The 16,195-nt window shown below is 56.1% G+C and carries 15 protein-coding genes and 1 tRNA gene; 4 read left to right on the forward strand and 12 right to left on the reverse strand.

Annotated elements, in window-relative coordinates:
• Positions 1–82 precede the first annotated feature (82 nt).
• The 5 genes from FAES_RS22695 to FAES_RS22720 form a co-directional block, all read right to left on the reverse strand.
• Positions 83–1,009: a DUF808 domain-containing protein gene (locus FAES_RS22695; RefSeq protein WP_015333529.1), complete on the reverse strand. Its 927-nt coding sequence runs from the start codon at positions 1,007–1,009 to the stop codon at positions 83–85.
• A 949-nt stretch (positions 1,010–1,958) separates the two neighbouring features.
• A tRNA-Asn gene (locus FAES_RS22705) sits at positions 1,959–2,032 on the reverse strand.
• Positions 2,033–2,208: 176 nt separating this feature from the next.
• Positions 2,209–2,535 carry a PH domain-containing protein gene (locus FAES_RS22710; RefSeq protein WP_015333530.1) on the reverse strand — a complete coding sequence of 109 codons (327 nt, stop codon included), beginning with the start codon at positions 2,533–2,535 and terminating at the stop codon, positions 2,209–2,211.
• Positions 2,536–2,625: 90 nt separating this feature from the next.
• Positions 2,626–3,246, reverse strand: a complete 621-nt coding sequence (gene rsmG / locus FAES_RS22715; protein ID WP_041258305.1) for a 16S rRNA (guanine(527)-N(7))-methyltransferase RsmG — start codon at positions 3,244–3,246, stop codon at positions 2,626–2,628.
• Positions 3,247–3,349: 103 nt separating this feature from the next.
• Positions 3,350–4,513: a glycosyltransferase gene (locus tag FAES_RS22720; RefSeq protein WP_015333532.1), complete on the reverse strand. Its 1,164-nt coding sequence runs from the start codon at positions 4,511–4,513 to the stop codon at positions 3,350–3,352.
• Positions 4,514–4,706: 193 nt separating this feature from the next.
• On the opposite strand from FAES_RS22720, the gene tgt reads away from it, so the two are divergent.
• Complete coding sequence (gene tgt / locus FAES_RS22725; RefSeq protein WP_015333533.1) at positions 4,707–5,837, forward strand: tRNA guanosine(34) transglycosylase Tgt; 1,131 nt, start codon at positions 4,707–4,709, stop codon at positions 5,835–5,837.
• A gap of 8 nt (positions 5,838–5,845) precedes the next feature.
• Here the strand turns inward: tgt and FAES_RS22730 are convergent, their stop codons facing one another.
• Both FAES_RS22730 and FAES_RS22735 read right to left on the reverse strand, forming a co-directional pair.
• On the reverse strand, positions 5,846–6,493 hold the full coding sequence (locus tag FAES_RS22730; protein ID WP_041258306.1) for a hypothetical protein: 648 nt from the start codon (positions 6,491–6,493) through the stop codon (positions 5,846–5,848).
• Positions 6,494–6,622: 129 nt separating this feature from the next.
• Positions 6,623–7,150 (reverse strand): hypothetical protein, encoded by a 528-nt coding sequence (locus FAES_RS22735; protein ID WP_015333535.1) that lies wholly within the window; start codon positions 7,148–7,150, stop codon positions 6,623–6,625.
• Between the two features lie 144 nt (positions 7,151–7,294).
• On the opposite strand from FAES_RS22735, the gene FAES_RS22740 reads away from it, so the two are divergent.
• The 3 genes from FAES_RS22740 to FAES_RS22750 all read left to right on the forward strand — a co-directional run bounded on the left by FAES_RS22740 (position 7,295) and on the right by FAES_RS22750 (position 9,977).
• Positions 7,295–8,992: an AMP-binding protein gene (locus FAES_RS22740; protein ID WP_015333536.1), complete on the forward strand. Its 1,698-nt coding sequence runs from the start codon at positions 7,295–7,297 to the stop codon at positions 8,990–8,992.
• A 123-nt stretch (positions 8,993–9,115) separates the two neighbouring features.
• The gene (locus FAES_RS22745) at positions 9,116–9,301 is read left to right on the forward strand and encodes a CsbD family protein (RefSeq protein WP_015333537.1); all 186 of its coding nucleotides are present in this window, start codon (positions 9,116–9,118) and stop codon (positions 9,299–9,301) included.
• 298 nt (positions 9,302–9,599) lie between these two features.
• Positions 9,600–9,977 (forward strand): HPF/RaiA family ribosome-associated protein, encoded by a 378-nt coding sequence (locus FAES_RS22750; protein WP_015333538.1) that lies wholly within the window; start codon positions 9,600–9,602, stop codon positions 9,975–9,977.
• 95 nt (positions 9,978–10,072) lie between these two features.
• Here the strand turns inward: FAES_RS22750 and metK are convergent, their stop codons facing one another.
• The 5 genes from metK to FAES_RS22775 all read right to left on the reverse strand — a co-directional run bounded on the left by metK (position 10,073) and on the right by FAES_RS22775 (position 16,118).
• A complete protein-coding gene (metK, locus tag FAES_RS22755; RefSeq protein ID WP_015333539.1) occupies positions 10,073–11,350 on the reverse strand; it encodes a methionine adenosyltransferase in 1,278 nt (425 codons plus the stop codon).
• A gap of 236 nt (positions 11,351–11,586) precedes the next feature.
• A complete protein-coding gene (locus FAES_RS22760) occupies positions 11,587–12,978 on the reverse strand; it encodes a DEAD/DEAH box helicase (protein WP_015333540.1) in 1,392 nt (463 codons plus the stop codon).
• 61 nt (positions 12,979–13,039) lie between these two features.
• Positions 13,040–14,194: a lycopene cyclase family protein gene (locus tag FAES_RS22765; RefSeq protein WP_015333541.1), complete on the reverse strand. Its 1,155-nt coding sequence runs from the start codon at positions 14,192–14,194 to the stop codon at positions 13,040–13,042.
• A 106-nt stretch (positions 14,195–14,300) separates the two neighbouring features.
• The gene (gene lipA, locus FAES_RS22770) at positions 14,301–15,179 is read right to left on the reverse strand and encodes a lipoyl synthase (protein ID WP_015333542.1); all 879 of its coding nucleotides are present in this window, start codon (positions 15,177–15,179) and stop codon (positions 14,301–14,303) included.
• Positions 15,180–15,326: 147 nt separating this feature from the next.
• Positions 15,327–16,118, reverse strand: coding sequence for a hypothetical protein (locus tag FAES_RS22775; RefSeq protein ID WP_015333543.1), 792 nt, complete (start codon positions 16,116–16,118; stop codon positions 15,327–15,329).
• Between the last annotated feature and the right edge of the window lie 77 nt (positions 16,119–16,195).

The following is a 16,195-nucleotide window of genomic DNA, read 5'->3' on the forward strand; positions in this document are numbered from 1 at the left end:
TAGCAAGTCGGCCGTTTTTTATGACTCAGGTGCGGTTCGGGCGTACGTACCCGCTGTCAAGCGGTTTCGTAGCGCGGTTTCCTTACAGGGTACGTTCGCTCTTATCGACGGTATTGGCCGATTGTTCGTCTGGTAGCGCTGGGTGGGGTGTCCGCCGAACTTTCTGGAATAAGGCCAGTACTCCGACGATGATCAAGCCGACAGCCAGACCAATGGCAAACTCTTTGAGCGACGCAGGTACGTTCGGAAGAAGCTCGTGCAGGTAATGTATGTTATGCACGAATATGCCACCGGCTACCAGCAAAAGGGCCAACGTACCTACCACGCCCAAAACCCGAATGACGACGGGCAGCGCACCCACCAGCCCGCGACCAATCGTCGACAAGAGGCTGTTCTCCGCCGACCCCTTCATTAGCCTATAGCCGGCATCGTCCATTCGGACAATCAGCGCGACAAAGCCATAGACCCCGACCGTGGCCAACAGCGCCACGACCGACACGGTCACAATCTGTACCGACAGCTCTTCTTCGGCCACAGCCCCCAGCGCGATGATGACAATTTCCACCGACAGGATGAAATCGGTCGTAATGGCCGATTTTACTTTATCCTTCTCCTCACCGGAGGCTGGCTTTTCCGCCTGAGCCGGGGCGGCCGCGTGCGGTTTCTTACCCACTCGTTCAGCCAGGAAATGGACGATCTTTTCGGCCCCTTCATACGCCAGATAACAGCCCCCAGCCAGCAGAATCCAGGTAATAGCAGCGGGGAGAAACGCATTGAGCAGCAGCGCAACGGGCACGATGATCAGCTTGTTGACGAATGATCCTTTGGTGATTGACCAAAGGATGGGCAGTTCCCGGTCGGCCAGAAAGCCCGTTGCTTTCTCGGCATTTACGGCCAGATCATCGCCCAAGATACCGGCGGTTTTGCGCGTGGCTACTTTTGTTGCCAGCGCAACATCATCCATTAAAGCCGCTATATCATCTAAGACGGCGAATACTCCCGATGGCATTTTTATTTCGTTTTAACTCGTAAAATACGCTCAAGCCAGCAACAAACCGCCCCTGTTCCCGAGGCAAATCGCCACATAGTGAAGTGAGTCTGTGTATGAATGGCTTAGCAAGGACCATTAACGACTAGCTTGACGTACGCTCGTCCCTACGCCTTTTTGGAAACATCCACTCTTCCTGGCTCTATCTGGTACAACACAAAAAAAGCACTCACGGTTAACGGTGAATGCTTGCGCTATCAGTCTATATTTCTGGTAATGGAGATTCCCACTCATTTGTTGCTAGATGAAACAATCTCGGGCATTCCGCGCGCCACCACAGAAGCGGACGAGTAGGCTGGATAGCCCTAACGAAGCTTAATCTATGCCCGGAGCGGCCAGGCGATATCGTCCGTCTGCTCTGCAAAATCAGGTAGTGGTGGACTAGATAAGTGGTATGCGCGCGACGGATTTATTAGTTGGCGAAAGGAGCCGTAGGCAGTTTTTGACCAACAGGCGGCCTACACACCGACTAGCATCAATAACCAGGTAGCCGCAAAAAGGCGATGACCTTCTGTTCTAACTCAGCCCATAATTGAGCCTCCAACACCTTACGTCGCTTAATCAGCTCCTGCCGACTATAGTGGCCCTGCGGCACCTCTGCCGACACAACTATGCCCGTCGGTTTATGCAACAGCTCCACGCGGGCCGCAGTCAAACCAGTAGCGCGGGAAGTCCTAGTCATTCGACCGCCCCTACCCCCACCAGACGTACTTCCAAACTCAGACTCCGCTACGTCGGAGGGGTTCAAGCTAAACTTAGACTTCATAACCAGTACTTTCTTATTCCTCGCGCGCAGACTGCCGTCACGGTAGCACTCCTCAGTTAATAAGCAACAAATGCATTGCACGTCACATTGCACAAAGCATAAAAAAAGCACTCACGATTTAACGTAAGTGCTTGATACTTAATGCTCCCGAAGCTGGGCTCGAACCAGCGACCCTCTGATTAACAGTCAGATGCTCTAACCGGCTGAGCTATTCGGGATTGTGCCGGACGACCTACCGTTGCGGTGAAATCGTGGTGCAAAAGTAGGGCGTAGAATGGCCCAGCGCAAGTGTTTGGCCTAAAAAAATGTCATTGATCGGCTCACCTCGGCGGGTCGGTCGTCAGAACTCGGTGACAACCAATCACTAATGCGCCCCGATCAATGCCAAAAATTTTTACCGCGGACCGAAGGTCGTCGGGCCACCGAAGGCATCGGGGCGGTGATTGGGCACCTGCTGCAGGATCAGTTCCTTCACGCGCCGGGCGTCGCCCTTGGTGAAGTTATTGATGATGATCTCGGGCCGGGCGCGGGGGATCACGCGGATGGTCGCGAAAAACAGACCGTTGTCGATCTCAACGCCCGAGATGTCGGAGTAGAACACGAAGTTGTCGGTACCGCCGATAAGCTTCTTCACCCGGAAGGTGACGCCTTTGTCGTTGAATTCGATCACGTCGCGCCGGATCGGATCTTTAAAACTGCTGCTGGAGAATCGTTCGTTCATAATTGTCTTTCCGTTATCTGTTCACGGTCTTGTGTTGGCTGCCGCCGGATTAGGCTTGCGCCTGCCAACAGCAAACCGTGAACAGACAACCTACTTTTTAATGTGTAGTACTTTCTTGGTTTCGAAAAACTCACCGGCAAAATAGTCGGCGAGGTTGTAAATCTTCGTTTTTTCGGGAATTTCGGCGATTTCCTCGGCGAGGTCGCCGCCCTTGAGGTATAAAACACCGTTGGGCAAGTGGTTGTTGCCGCGCTTGGTGATCTTGTAACGTACCCAGCCCATAAACGGCTGCAAGCGCGTTACGGCCCGGCTCACCACAAAATCGTAGGTCTCGCTCAGGTGCTCCACGCGCACCTGCTCCGCCCGCACGTTGGTGAGGCCCAGCGCGCCGGCCACTTCCTTCACCACCGTGATTTTCTTGCCGATGCTATCGACCAGGTGAAACTTAGCCATCGGAAACAGAATCGCGAGCGGAATACCCGGAAAGCCGCCGCCCGTGCCTACGTCGAGGATTTCGGTGCCGGGCTTGAATTGGATCACTTTGGCAATGCCCAGCGAATGCAACACGTGTTTTTCGTACAACGCGTCGATGTCCTGCCGCGAAATCACGTTGATTTTCGCGTTCCAGTCGCGGTAGAGCCCATCCAGCGCCGCAAACTGCGCCCGCTGCTCATCCGTGAGGTTGGGAAAGTAAGAAAGGAGTTGTTCCATGAATAATGTACAATGCACGATGTACAATGATTTGGTTAATGAACAGAGTCCGGGAGCGGAGCCATTGTACATTATACATCGTACATTGTTCATTCTATCTATACTACCAGCCCGTTTGTTTCTGACGGAAGGTAAGGGCCATACGGGCGGTCGATAAGCAATAATAGCTGGCCAGCAGCAGGTCGGTGGCGGGGATGGCGTACCAGCGCACCATCGCGCCGAGCCGGTGGCTGATGCGGCCAATGATTCCCCAAAATAAACCAAAACGCAGCACAAACAGGCCCGTTGCCGCCAACAGCATCGGATTCAGGAGGGCCTCCCGCTGCTCCGTCAGGGCCAGATATAGCACGTACCCAGCCACGCCCAGCCCCAAAAGCCAGGTGAGCACGTGCGAGGCCGTGATAAGCCCGAGCATGGCTTTGTCACCGTTCTTGTACTGCCGTCCCACGTTCAGGTGGCGTTGTTTCTGCCGCTTCCAGTCGGCCCAGGTACGTTTGGGGGCCGAGGTCGTGAAGGTGTCGGGGTGCAGGCTCACGGCGACGTTCTGCGCCGTTGCGGCCTCGTTCACAAACAGGTCGTCGTCGCCGCCCCAAATGCGCATGTGGCTGTAGAAGCCTTTATGCCGAAAAAAGACCTCGCGGCGGTAGAGCAGGTTGCGCCCCACCCCCATGTAAGCTCGCCCCGCCAGCGCCAGCGACACGTATTGCACGGCGGTAAAGAGCGTTTCGGAGCGGATCAGGAAATTGAGCAGGCCCGGCGCGCGCTCATAGGGCGAGATGCCCAGCACGATTTCCGTGTCCTTGTTCCCAAGCAGCGCCACCATACCCGCCAGCCATTGGTCGGAGGCGGGGCGGCAGTCGGCGTCGGTCAGCAGCACGACCGGGTACGTTGCCTTTTTCAGGGCGATGGTCAGGGCGTATTTTTTGGGCGTCACGTGCGCGGCTTCCACGTCGATCCGGATGAAGCGCAGGTTGGGCAACAGCGTCACCATCTCATCCAGCAGCACGTCGGAGAGATCGGTCGAGCGGTCATCCATCACCAGCACTTCGTAGAGCGGGTAGTCCTGCGCCGTCAGCAGCGGGAGCAATTCGAGCAGGTTATCGTGCTCATTATGGGCGCAAACCACGATGGTTACGCCCGTTGTAGGGGCCGTTGGCGGCGCGAGGTCAGCCACGGGGCGCAGGGCCGTTCGGGCAAACAGAAACAGCAGGCAACCAACCTGAACAGCCAGCACAACGAGCCAGCCTGCCAGTAGAAAGAGAATCACAAGAACCGTAGCGGTGTTATCAAATGAGTACGTGGGGGAAACGGTCTGTAAAGATAGCGACGTACCTTTGCACTAAAGAGTGAAAGACCGAAAGAGTGACGGAGGGAGCACCGCACGGTTGCGATTGGTTCTGCCATGACTCGCCCTCTTTTCGGCCCCTTCGCTCCAGGCGGAATACCGCTTTGACTAGCTTATGACATTTACGATTGAACAGACTGATCCGCAGTCGCAGGCCCGCACGGGTACGTTGACGACGGATCACGGGGCCATTCAAACGCCCATTTTTATGCCCGTGGGCACAGCGGGGACGGTGAAGGCGGTGCATCAGCGCGAACTTGAAACCGACATCAACGCCCACATCATCCTCGGCAACACCTACCACCTCTACCTGCGCCCCGGCCTCGACGTGCTGCGGCAGGCGGGCGGGTTACACGGTTTCAACGGCTGGCAGCGCCCCATCCTGACCGACTCGGGCGGGTATCAGGTGTATTCGCTGTCGAATACGCGCAAGATCAAGGAAGAAGGCGTGACGTTCAAGTCGCACATCGACGGCTCGAAGCACACCTTCACGCCGGAAGGGGTCATGGACATTCAGCGCACGATCGGGGCCGATATTATGATGGCCTTCGACGAATGCACGCCCTACCCCTGCGATTACGCTTACGCCAAAGCCTCGATGGACATGACTCACCGCTGGCTCGACCGCTGCATCCGCCGATTCGACGAAACCGAAGGGCATTATGGCTATCAGCAATACCTGTTTCCGATCGTGCAGGGCAGCACGTACCCAGACCTGCGGCGGCAGTCGGCCGAGACGATCGCCAGTAAAGAACGGACCGGCAACGCCATCGGTGGTTTGGCCGTGGGCGAACCCGCCGAGGACATGTACAAGACCATCGACCTGGTCAACGAGATACTGCCGCGCGACAAGCCCCGTTACCTGATGGGCGTGGGTACGCCCGCCAACATCCTCGAAGCCATTGCGCTGGGCGTGGATATGTTCGACTGCGTGATGCCCACCCGCAACGCCCGGCATGGGCTGTTGTTTACCACGGCAGGCATCATCAACATCAAAAACGAGAAGTGGAGCCGCGATTTCAGCCCCATCGACGCCACCTTGGGGGGCTATGCGAGCACCTTTTACAGCAAAGCCTACCTGCGCCACCTCTTCAAAGCCGATGAACTGCTAGGCGGGCAAATCGCCTCGCTGCAAAACCTGACGTTTTACCTGTGGCTGGTTCGGCAGGCGCGCGCGCACATCGCAGCGGGTGATTTTGTCGCCTGGAAAAACGAGATGACGACCCGGCTGATGGTGCGGATGTAACGGCCCTATCAGCGGGGGCGGATGTAGCCTTGCAGCGTGACGTCCTCAAACAGGTACGTTGCCGTGACGGGCTGATCTCGGTAACGGGCGGGCACCCAGTCGACGTCTTTGAACGCCAGATCGACCGCCTCGCGGCAGCTTTTGAGTAGCTCTTTATCCTGATTCGACGAGATGACGCGGTAGCGCGTGCCATTAGCCGACACGGTTGCCATGACCTTGAACGACACGAAGTTCACGCCATTCCGTTGCAGGCTAGCCGGCAACCGAACGGTGCGCGCGATGATACCGTACACCTGCGCTGAACTCGCCAGGTACACGGGCCCATCGTCGAGTACCATCGCCACCACACTATCGCCCTCCTGCACTTGCGCCACCGACGAGGCCGAAGAGCCCCTACTGCTGCTCTTTACCTGCCGGGTGTCGTAGTCGTAGACCAGTTCGGGCTGCTCCGACGCACTGTAGAAGGTCCAGACACCCACCCGTTTGTTGGCTTTGTACTGCCCTTCTTCGAATAGCTTACGCTCCTTTATGCTGCGTTTCTGATAAGCCCCGTCGCGCACGGTGTCGTTATCAGCCAATACCTCAAACTGCTCGAACAAATGCATCGAGCGTTTCTTCACCGTTTTGTGGGGTTGAGCCAACAGCAGCGAGGGCATTATCAGGCAGAATGTAAGTAGCCATAGGGAATAAAGGCGCATAACGGGTTTAGTTAGTCTGCCCCTAAATTAGGCAACCAAAATCAACCTCTGGCTACTTATACGTCACATAGATGATACTTTATTGCTTTAGTCCTTCTTGCTGGCTCTGGCTTTTTTGGCCTTTTCTGTGTTAGGTACGTTCTGCTTGCCCGCTTTGGAACCGGCTACTTTCTTAGCGTTAGTCGCTTTCTTTTCGGCAGGCGACAGCTTATCCCAAGCCTCTTTGGGCAGGTAACGCGTCGTACCCCCCTCGCGCTCAGCGGGTTTACCATCGGCCGTTTGCCAGTCTTCATCGGTCCATTTGTCGAGGTGCTGCTGAGACTCCGTTTTGTGGTCGTCTTTGTAGCCGCCGCCCGCTTTTTCATACTCGTGGGCGAGCAATTGGGCTTTCCGGGCGCTCCATTGCCCGGCCTTGCCCCCTTTATCACCTTCTTTAATGTCCGCTTTCAGCTTCTCGCGTAGCTCAGGATCCGTGTAGTTATCGGCTTTTTTGGTCGATTTGGTCGCAGCGGGTTTCTTCGTTGCTGACAGCTTTGTACGCTGCGTTGCTTTGCCGTCGTCGGCTTTACGTTTCGCCGTTTTCGAATCGGCCTTCCGGGTTGTTGTCGTTGCCATGTCGTTGAGGGTGTATGGCCGCCGGGTTGGTCACCAACGGTCTGCTACAGTCACATCCTAACCGACTGTTCAGGATTTTGTTTAGACCTGTATAATATGCTTTTTTAAGTATTAAATTGCATTTAAAAGTACTATCAACTGACTATGCAGATGACCGCTCCACCCAATTCACCGGTTACCTCCCCCACCCTGACGGACCTTTTTTTGAGGTGGGAGCACGAAAAGCCTACGCAAACGTACCTGCGTCAACCCGTGGGCGACCGGTTCATCGACTACACCTGGGCCGAAGTTGGGCAGCAGGCGCGCCGGATGGCCACGTACCTGAACGCGCTGGGGCTACCGCCCGGCAGCAACATCGGGTTGGTCTCGAAAAACTGCGCCCACTGGCTCATTGCCGATCTGGCCATTCTGCTGAGTGGGCATATCTCGGTTCCCTTCTACCCTACCCTCACCGCCGAGCAACTCCATCAGGTGCTCACCCACAGCGGCTGCCCCGTCCTGTTTGTCGGCAAACTGGATAACTGGACGGGCATGAAAGCCGGCGTTCCTGATGGCGTTACTCTCGTAGGTTTTCCCACTTACGGCCCCGCCACCGATCTGTCGGATCGGAGCGACTTGATGGCCTGGGACGAGATTATGGCGCATTATGAGCCCATGACGACCGTTGCCCGCCCGCAACCCGACGATCTGTTCACCATTATCTATACGTCGGGTACGACGGGAACGCCCAAAGGGGTCATGATCGACCATCAGGCCGTATCAGAGGCCTTGTTCGACACCCGCATTCTGCTCAAGCACGATACGCCCAACGCCCGGTTCTTTTCGTACCTGCCGCTTTGCCACATCGCCGAGCGCAACATTGTGCAGGCAACGAGCCTGGCAACGGGCGGCACGGTCTATTTTGCCGAATCGCTCGATACGTTTGCCAAAAACCTGGCGACCGCCAAACCCACGCATTTTCTGGCCGTGCCCCGCATCTGGACCAAGTTTCAGCAGGGTGTGCTGGCCAAAATGTCGCAATCGAAGCTCGACCGCCTGCTCAGCATCCCGATTGTATCGGGGTTGGTAAAGAAGAAGATCCGGCAGGGGCTGGGGCTCAACGAGGCCGTACTCATCCTGACGGGTGCCGCGCCCATGCCCAAATCGCTTATTCAGTGGTTCCGGCGGATGGGCATTCGTATTCAGGAAGCCTACGGAATGACCGAAAACCTCGGGGCCGTATCGATGATGCCCCTCGACGACATGCGCGACGGAACGGTGGGCAAGCACTACCCCGGCATGGACGTGGCTATTGCTCCGGATACGGGCGAGATCCTGACCCGATCAAAGTGGTTGATGCGCGGCTATTACAAAAACCCGGACCTGACCCGCGAGGTCTTACAGGATGGCTGGCTGGCAACGGGCGACGTGGGTACGTTGGACAACGACGGTTACCTGACCATTACGGGGCGCGTGAAGGAGATGTACAAGACGGCCAAAGGCGAATATGTGGCGCCGTCGCAGATCGAGTTTGGCTTTGCCGACAACAATTACGTCGAGCAGATTTGCGTGGCCGGGCAGCAGTTACCGCAGCCGATGGCGCTGGTGGTGCTCTCGGAGATGGGCAAACATGCCGAGCGGATTCTGGTAGAGCGCAGCCTGGAAGACACCATCAACGCACTGAACCCAACCCTCCACGCCTACGAGCGCGTGCGAAAGGTGGTAGTCGTGCGCGACGCCTGGACCGTCGACAACAACATGATGACGCCCACCATGAAGATCAAGCGCAACGTGATCGAAGCGCGCTACGATGCCCAGTTACAGCCGTGGTACAACCACGATCAGTTAATTATCTGGGAATAAGTCACGTCTATTTATTCTTGCTATCCTTTATGTCAGTGCATCAAACAATCTTTTCTTGATTCAGTTCTATAGGCATGACTCAGTGTGAGTCTGGCATACATACACGTAAATCCATTCAACATCATGAACGAGACAACATTGAAAGGCGCCTGGAACGAAATGAAAGGGAAAATCAAGCAGGCTTATGCCGACTTGACAGATGATGATCTGACATACGCCGACGGAAAAGAAGACGAAATGTGGGGCCGGATTCAGCAGAAGACGGGCAAAACAAAAGACGAAATCAACAAGTCTATAGCTGACCTGTAACCAGCAGCAGTACTTGAAGCGCCCAATTGGTTTACACAGCCAATTGGGCTTTTTTGTGTCCAAATGGGCACGTTTTAGCTTTTGGCAGAGCCATAGTTAGACAATATAAAGAATCTTCATTTGGGGACTGTTCCACGCACGGGCATATTGGGACACTCTCTTACCTAAAGCGCCATTTGCTCAGATTACCCGTGAAACACGTTTGGATATTTCGACGTTAGGGTTGACTCGTATAGCCATTTTGGCAAACTTAGGTAGTCCATTGGTATATGTTTCACTTTATAACCGCTTGGACAGTATGAGAGTACAAACTCACGCCGTGCACTTCACGGCCGATCAGACACTTCTGGATTTCATTCAGAAGAAACTCAACAAGCTCGACACCTTCCACGACCGCATCGTAAGTGCGGAGGTTTTCTTAAAACTGGATGGGGCCGAATCGGCCAAAGTAAAAGACAAAATCGTTGAGGTGCGGCTCAACATTCCTGGAAAAGAACTCTTTGTCGTTGAACGCAATAAATCCTTTGAAGCCGCTGTGGATCAGTTGGTCGATGTGATGAAGGACAAACTGGTGCGCTGCAAACAGAAACGCACCGACTTCTCAAGCCCGGCGATTACCAGCGCTCGTTATCAGCTCGAAGAAAACGCCGTTGAGCAAGAGCAGGACGAGTTTTAATGAATAATGTATAGTGCACAATGCACAATGGGGCTGGCGCAAGAGTAAGACGCGCCAGCCCCATTGTGCATTGTGCACTATACATTAGTCATTCATCACAGCCCAAACGCCTGTTTGATCTGATCGACGAAGTCGAGTTTCTCCCAGGTGAACAGTTCTACTTCGACCTGCTTGCTCGTGCCGTTTGAGCCGAAGGTTTTGGTAACTACCTCGTTTTTGCGGCCCATGTGCCCGTAGGCAGCCGTTTCTGAATAGATCGGGTTGCGCAGCTTGAGCCGTTGCTCGATGGCGTACGGCCGCATGTCGAATAGCTGACCGATTTTTTCGGCAATCTCGCCGTCGTGCATCGACACCTTGGCCGTGCCGTACGTATTGACATACAGTCCGCAGGGTTTAGCCACGCCGATGGCATACGATACCTGCACCAGCACCTGATCGCACAGGCCCGCGGCGACCATGTTTTTGGCGATGTGCCGGGTCGCGTAGGCCGCTGAACGGTCGACTTTCGAGGGGTCTTTCCCCGAAAACGCGCCGCCACCGTGTGCGCCTTTCCCGCCGTAGGTATCCACGATGATTTTCCGGCCCGTCAGGCCCGTATCGCCATGCGGACCGCCAATAACGAACTTACCCGTGGGGTTGATGTAATAGGTGATATCGTCGTTGAAAAGGCCCTGCAATTCGGGCTTCAGCTTGGCTTTCACACGCGGGATCACCACGTTGATGATGTCTTCGCGGATTTTCGCCAGCATCGCCTCGTCCGAATCAAAATCGTCGTGTTGGGTGGATACTACCACGGTATCGATCCGAATGGGCCGGTCATCGTCGGAGTACTCGATCGTCACCTGCGATTTGGCATCGGGACGGAGGTAGCCGATCAGGTTCGGCTCGGTGTTGCGAATCAGCGACAGTTCCTGGAGGATCTTGTGCGACAGATCGAGCGGCAACGGCATGAAGTTGTCGGTCTCGTTGGTGGCGTAGCCAAACATCATGCCCTGATCACCGGCACCCTGCGCGTTGGCTTTTGTCTCGAAGTCGTCGTTGGTCACCTCCCGGTCAACGCCCTGATTGATGTCGGCTGATTGGTCGTGAAGCGCCGAGAAAATCCCGCACGAGTTCGCTTCAAACATGTACTCGCTCTTGGTGTAGCCGATCTTGCGGATCACTTCCCGCGTAATCTTCTGCACGTCGAGGTAGGTTTCGGTTTTGATCTCACCCGCCAACACGACCTGCCCCGTCGTGACCAGCGTTTCGCAGGCTACTTTGCTGCTGGGATCGAACGCAAGAAAATTATCAATGAGTGCGTCGGAGATCTGGTCGGCGACTTTGTCGGGGTGTCCTTCTGAAACAGATTCGGACGTAAATAGATAGGGCATGCGACTCCGTTATGACTTAGTTTGAAAGCACAAAACTAAGGCTTTATCTGTAAAGCCATAAGGCACAATCGTTACACCGGCGCGGTTTGAGCACCATTGGCTAGATTGAGGGATCGCAAACGCGTGTCGGCAAAGGAATTGTCACTGCCGCCTGATCCTCCGGCAAGCTTAGGTGACAGCCGCAATTCCTCAGCCCACAGTACAAAAAAGGCCACGTATACCCAGCCTCACGCTGCCTACCGCGCCACGTCGATTTTGTATTTCTTTCCTTTCATTTTTTCATCCCGAACGCGGGCGAGCAGATCGGTAACGCGGTCGCGGCGAACGGCAGCAAAAGCCATGTAGTCGCCCACTTCGATGCGACCCAGATCCTGGTTGGCGAGTTGGCCTTTCTGGATAAAGAACCCCACGATATCGCCCTTGCTCAGCTTGTTTTTCTTGCCACCACTCACGTAGATTGTCACGAAGGCGGGTGGTGCGGGCAGTGGTGGCGTTTTGGCGGGCAATGGGTACGTGTCGAGGTCGTCAGGAACGTACCCAGGTACGTCGTCGGAGGGTCCGCGGTCGGGCAAGAGCAGGTAAGCAGTGCCGGTGGCGTGCATCCGGGCGGTGCGACCGTTGCGGTGCGTAAACTCAGTTTCGTGGGTCGGCAGTTCGTAATGAACGACGTGCCGAAGTTCGGGGATGTCGAGGCCACGCGCGGCCAGGTCGGTAGTGATCAGGTACGTGACGCTGCCATTGCGAAACCGGATCAGGGCGCGTTCGCGGGCATCCTGCTCCAAAGCGCCGTGGTAGGCAGCCGCATACAGACCGTTGCGATTCAGGTAATCGGTCAGTTGCTCAACGGTCTCGCGCAGGTTGCAGAATACCAGGGCCGCATCGTCGCCAAACGTGCAGAGCAGTTTGAACAGCGCCTCGCGGTCGTCGGGTCCGGCGGTTGGCACGGCCTTCAGCGTCAGCGAAACGGGGTTGCTTTCTTCTGTACCAAAGGTGAGCCGGGTGGGCTTATGCAGATTTACGAAGTCGGGCACGCGCACGCTCGCCGTGGCCGATACCAGTACCCGCGTTTGCAGGTTGGGCAACAGGTCGATGATGTAGGCCATCTCGTCGTGGAAACCCAGCGTCAGCGACTTGTCGAACTCATCCAGCACCAGCGTGTCGATGCTCGTTGGGTCGAAGGAGCGGCGGGTGAGGTGGTCGGCGATGCGGCCCGGCGTGCCAATCAGCAGAGCCGGTGGGTTGCTCAGGTTGCGCACTTCCGTTTCGGCCGAGTGCCCACCGTAACAAACGTTGACTTTGAAGCCCGTCGCCATCTTGCGCCAGACCTGCTCGATCTGCATAGCCAGCTCGCGGGAAGGCACCAACACCAGACACTGCACGCCCGGCCGATCGGCGCGGAGCAGGGCCAGTACCGGCAGCAGGTAACCCAGCGTCTTGCCCGACCCCGTGGGGGCGATCAGGTACGTATCGGTGCCGGGCTTGATAGCCGCCTCAGCAGCAAGCTGCATCGGGTTCAGGGCGTCGATACCAAGGGCAGTGAGTACCTGCGCGACGGCAGGTTGGGCGGCTCCCTGCTGGGCAGCACTCCGCTGGGCGGCTCCCCGCGGGGTACGTTGGTCATCATTCATTACCCAAAAGTACGCCCATCCTGTGGTTAAACGGCTACGTCCGCGCTGAGCGCTGCCAGGTTTAGAACACCCGCTTCCGCATCACATCGAACGCCCCGACGGTAAAGGGGCCCAGCGGTACGGTGCTCATAATGCGCAGATCCTCCCAGAGCGACGTTTCTTCGTCGAGGAACCGGAAGATGCGGGCGGGCGGGTTGCGCTCATACAGGCGCGTAAAAATGTCGTCGGCGGGGTGCCGTTTGTACTGCAACACGTTCAGCAGCACACTATCGAGCAGGCCTTTAAACGTCTGCATGAGCCACGGTTTACGGCGTTCAGGGCGACCTGTAGCGGCCAGCATATTCACCAGTTCGCGCAGATTCTGCTGGGTACGTTGAAAGGTGTAGCCCGTCGACGGTTTGGTGTAGCCCCCCGCCGTACCAATCCGGACGATGTGATCACCAGGATGTTCGGGCGTGGGTACGTCCGACATGGGGATCACGCCGAACTCGGTCTCGCTGATCTGATAGCCGCCCGTATCAATGTAAGTGTCGATGTAGGTGCGGAGCGACTGTTCGTACTGCTCGGGCGTGAGCAGGTGGTCGTTGAAGATGGTGTACTCGACCATCGCCGTTTTTTCGTCGAACGGCAGGACATATAGAAACCGGCAGTCGCCTTCCTGCGCCACGCGGAAGTCCATCATGCGCGGGCGTGCCACGTCGAAACACGGTTTCTGGGCCGTAATGACCCATCCTTTAAAATGTTGCAGCAGGTTGTGGTTGGCCGGATCGCGCAGGTTCAGCGGGTGCGTGCTGTCGAAAATCAGGTCGGCGATCATCGGCTCGTCGTCTACGATCAGAAAGCCGCCGTCGGCCGTATCTTTCATCCGGTTGACCGTCCCCAACCGAAACTCGATGTTGGAAAACTGGGCCAGATGAGCTTTGACGTGGTCGTAGAAGTCGATACCACGCAGCATCTTGTATTGATAGTCGCCGATGTTGAGCGATCCCGACAGCGTGGTGCCGTAAAAATCGACGGTATTCCACTTACGGAACAAAACGGGTTCAAAGGGCCCCGTCTCGCGCTCCCAGAAACACCAGGTTCGGTCGTTCTGGTCTTTGGCCTCCTTATCGACGATCAGGATCGACTTATCGCGCAGTTTCGACTGACTGATGTAATACGCCAGGCTCAGGCCAGCCATACCGCCGCCCGCAATGATATAATCGTATTTCTTCATGAAAAGAAATGTCCTCCGTAGTCATTAATCGTCATTCGTGGTCATTTGTTGCGTTTGACTCACAAATCACCGCCCATGATGATTAACGACTACGGAGGATGTTTCTTTATACGTTCACGTGGCGTTCGGCGTGGTAGCTCGACCGGACCAGCGGCCCCGACTCCACGAACTTGATGCCGCGTTGCTCACCGGCTTCTTTGTACATCGCAAACGTGTCGGGATGAATCCATTCGATCACCTCGTGGTGCATCTTGGTTGGTTGCAGGTACTGGCCCAGCGTGAGCACGTCGCAGCCGTTTTCGACCAGGTCGTCCATGGCTTTGAAGACCTCATCCTGCGTTTCGCCCAGCCCGAGCATGATACCCGTTTTGGTGCGTTTGCCAAAGTCTTTGGTCCGGCGAATCTGCTCCAGGCTGCGTTCATAACGGGCCTGCGGACGGACCCGGCGGTAGAGGCGCTCCACGGTTTCCATGTTGTGCGACACTACCTCTTGTCCGCCTTCGATCATACGGATCAGGGCGTCCCAGTTGCCTTTGGTGTCGGGGATCAGCGTTTCGATGGTGGTCGTAGGCGACGCTTCTTTCACCGCGCGCACCGTCTGGTACCAGATTTCGGCACCCCGGTCTTTCAATTCATCGCGGTTAACCGACGTGATGACGGCATGTTTCACCTTCATCAGCACGATGGCTTCGGCCACGCGACGCGGCTCATCGGCATCGTATTCGTTGGGTCGGCCCGTTGCCACGGCGCAGAACGTGCAGCTGCGCGTACAGACGTTGCCCAGAATCATGAATGTGGCCGTCCCTGCGCCCCAGCATTCGCCCATGTTGGGGCAATTGCCGCTCTCGCAGATGGTATGTAGTTTATAGGTATCAACCAGCTTCCGAACCTTCGCATACTCCGGGCCAATGGGCAGTTTCACCCGCAGCCAGTCGGGACGTTTCGCGCGCTGTTTTTCGGAAGGGATAACGGGAAGTTCAATCATGGCACTGCTTGTTTCTTCAGAAAGGAAGAACTAGGCCGTAAAGTTCTGCCCTGAATGTACAATGTATAATGAACGATGCACAATGGGTTGTCGCGCCGCATTGGTCTCACGACAATCCATTGTGCATCGTTCATTACACATTGTGCATCACTTCTTCGATCCGAAGAACAGCGTGATGTAGCCCGATGAAAAGAAGTTGCGGTTGCCCACCGTACGGTCGCCGATGGCGGTGTTGGTGTTGGGCACGATGACGATTTTCTTGGGAAACAGTTCGGCCAGAAAGCCAATTTCGACGCCGGTAGTGTTGCTGCGGAAGGCGCTGAGCTCGAAGCTGACGGCCGCTTTGGCGTGTACGCCCACCGTGAGCGTCGACTCGCCCAGCCCCTGAAAGAAGTTACCCGACCCAACGATAAATTCGGGCTGCGAACCGGGCGTGGGATTAGCTACCTGCGAATACGGCACCTGCCGCGTGGTCCGGCCCGACGACACTTCGACGTAATACGGCTTGATGACGCCCAACGATGGCCCCGCCGCCAAAATGGCATTGACCGAAATACCCTCGTCGGCATTGCGCCGGAACAGCGCAATTTCACGGCCGTACTGGGGGCGCAGCACGAACAGGTAATTTTCTTTACCCGCCGTGATGGAGCTGCCCGTGTTGTTGCCCGACGAGATTTCGCGCGGGTGCCGCACGTTGACCAGTTCGATGCTCAGGTAACGGTACTGCGTTTTACCAAACAGCTCATCGTCGAGCCGTTTCGACTGGCGGAACACAAAGCCACCGAGCAAACCGGCGTTGGTATTCGTCGTAATCCCGAACGTGGTTACGGTATTGTAGTTGTCTTCGTCGGTATCGTTCGTCGACTGGGCGTGGCTTACCCCCGCCGCCAGCCAACTACTGACCACCACCAGACAGGCTTTTCTATAGAAAGATTTCATCAGTGAATCGTCGGATTACGAAATATACGAACGAAACTAGTGCTTCTCGCTAAGAACGCACAGAACCAGACGGTTGT

Origin of the sequence: Fibrella aestuarina BUZ 2, assembly GCF_000331105.1 — a bacterium.
GTDB lineage: Bacteria > Bacteroidota > Bacteroidia > Cytophagales > Spirosomataceae > Fibrella > Fibrella aestuarina.

Coding starts and splice junctions, on each gene's coding strand:
- FAES_RS22745 (WP_015333537.1), top strand. CDS start 9,116: ATGAACGAGACAACATTGAAAGGCGCCTGGAACGAAATGAAAGGGAAA.
- FAES_RS22740 (WP_015333536.1), top strand. CDS start 7,295: ATGCAGATGACCGCTCCACCCAATTCACCGGTTACCTCCCCCACCCTG.
- FAES_RS22730 (WP_041258306.1), bottom strand. CDS start 6,493: ATGCCCTCGCTGCTGTTGGCTCAACCCCACAAAACGGTGAAGAAACGC.
- FAES_RS22775 (WP_015333543.1), bottom strand. CDS start 16,118: ATGAAATCTTTCTATAGAAAAGCCTGTCTGGTGGTGGTCAGTAGTTGG.
- metK (WP_015333539.1), bottom strand. CDS start 11,350: ATGCCCTATCTATTTACGTCCGAATCTGTTTCAGAAGGACACCCCGAC.
- FAES_RS22735 (WP_015333535.1), bottom strand. CDS start 7,150: ATGGCAACGACAACAACCCGGAAGGCCGATTCGAAAACGGCGAAACGT.
- lipA (WP_015333542.1), bottom strand. CDS start 15,179: ATGATTGAACTTCCCGTTATCCCTTCCGAAAAACAGCGCGCGAAACGT.
- FAES_RS22750 (WP_015333538.1), top strand. CDS start 9,600: ATGAGAGTACAAACTCACGCCGTGCACTTCACGGCCGATCAGACACTT.
- FAES_RS22695 (WP_015333529.1), bottom strand. CDS start 1,009: ATGCCATCGGGAGTATTCGCCGTCTTAGATGATATAGCGGCTTTAATG.
- FAES_RS22710 (WP_015333530.1), bottom strand. CDS start 2,535: ATGAACGAACGATTCTCCAGCAGCAGTTTTAAAGATCCGATCCGGCGC.
- FAES_RS22765 (WP_015333541.1), bottom strand. CDS start 14,194: ATGAAGAAATACGATTATATCATTGCGGGCGGCGGTATGGCTGGCCTG.
- rsmG (WP_041258305.1), bottom strand. CDS start 3,246: ATGGAACAACTCCTTTCTTACTTTCCCAACCTCACGGATGAGCAGCGG.
- tgt (WP_015333533.1), top strand. CDS start 4,707: ATGACATTTACGATTGAACAGACTGATCCGCAGTCGCAGGCCCGCACG.
- FAES_RS22760 (WP_015333540.1), bottom strand. CDS start 12,978: ATGAATGATGACCAACGTACCCCGCGGGGAGCCGCCCAGCGGAGTGCT.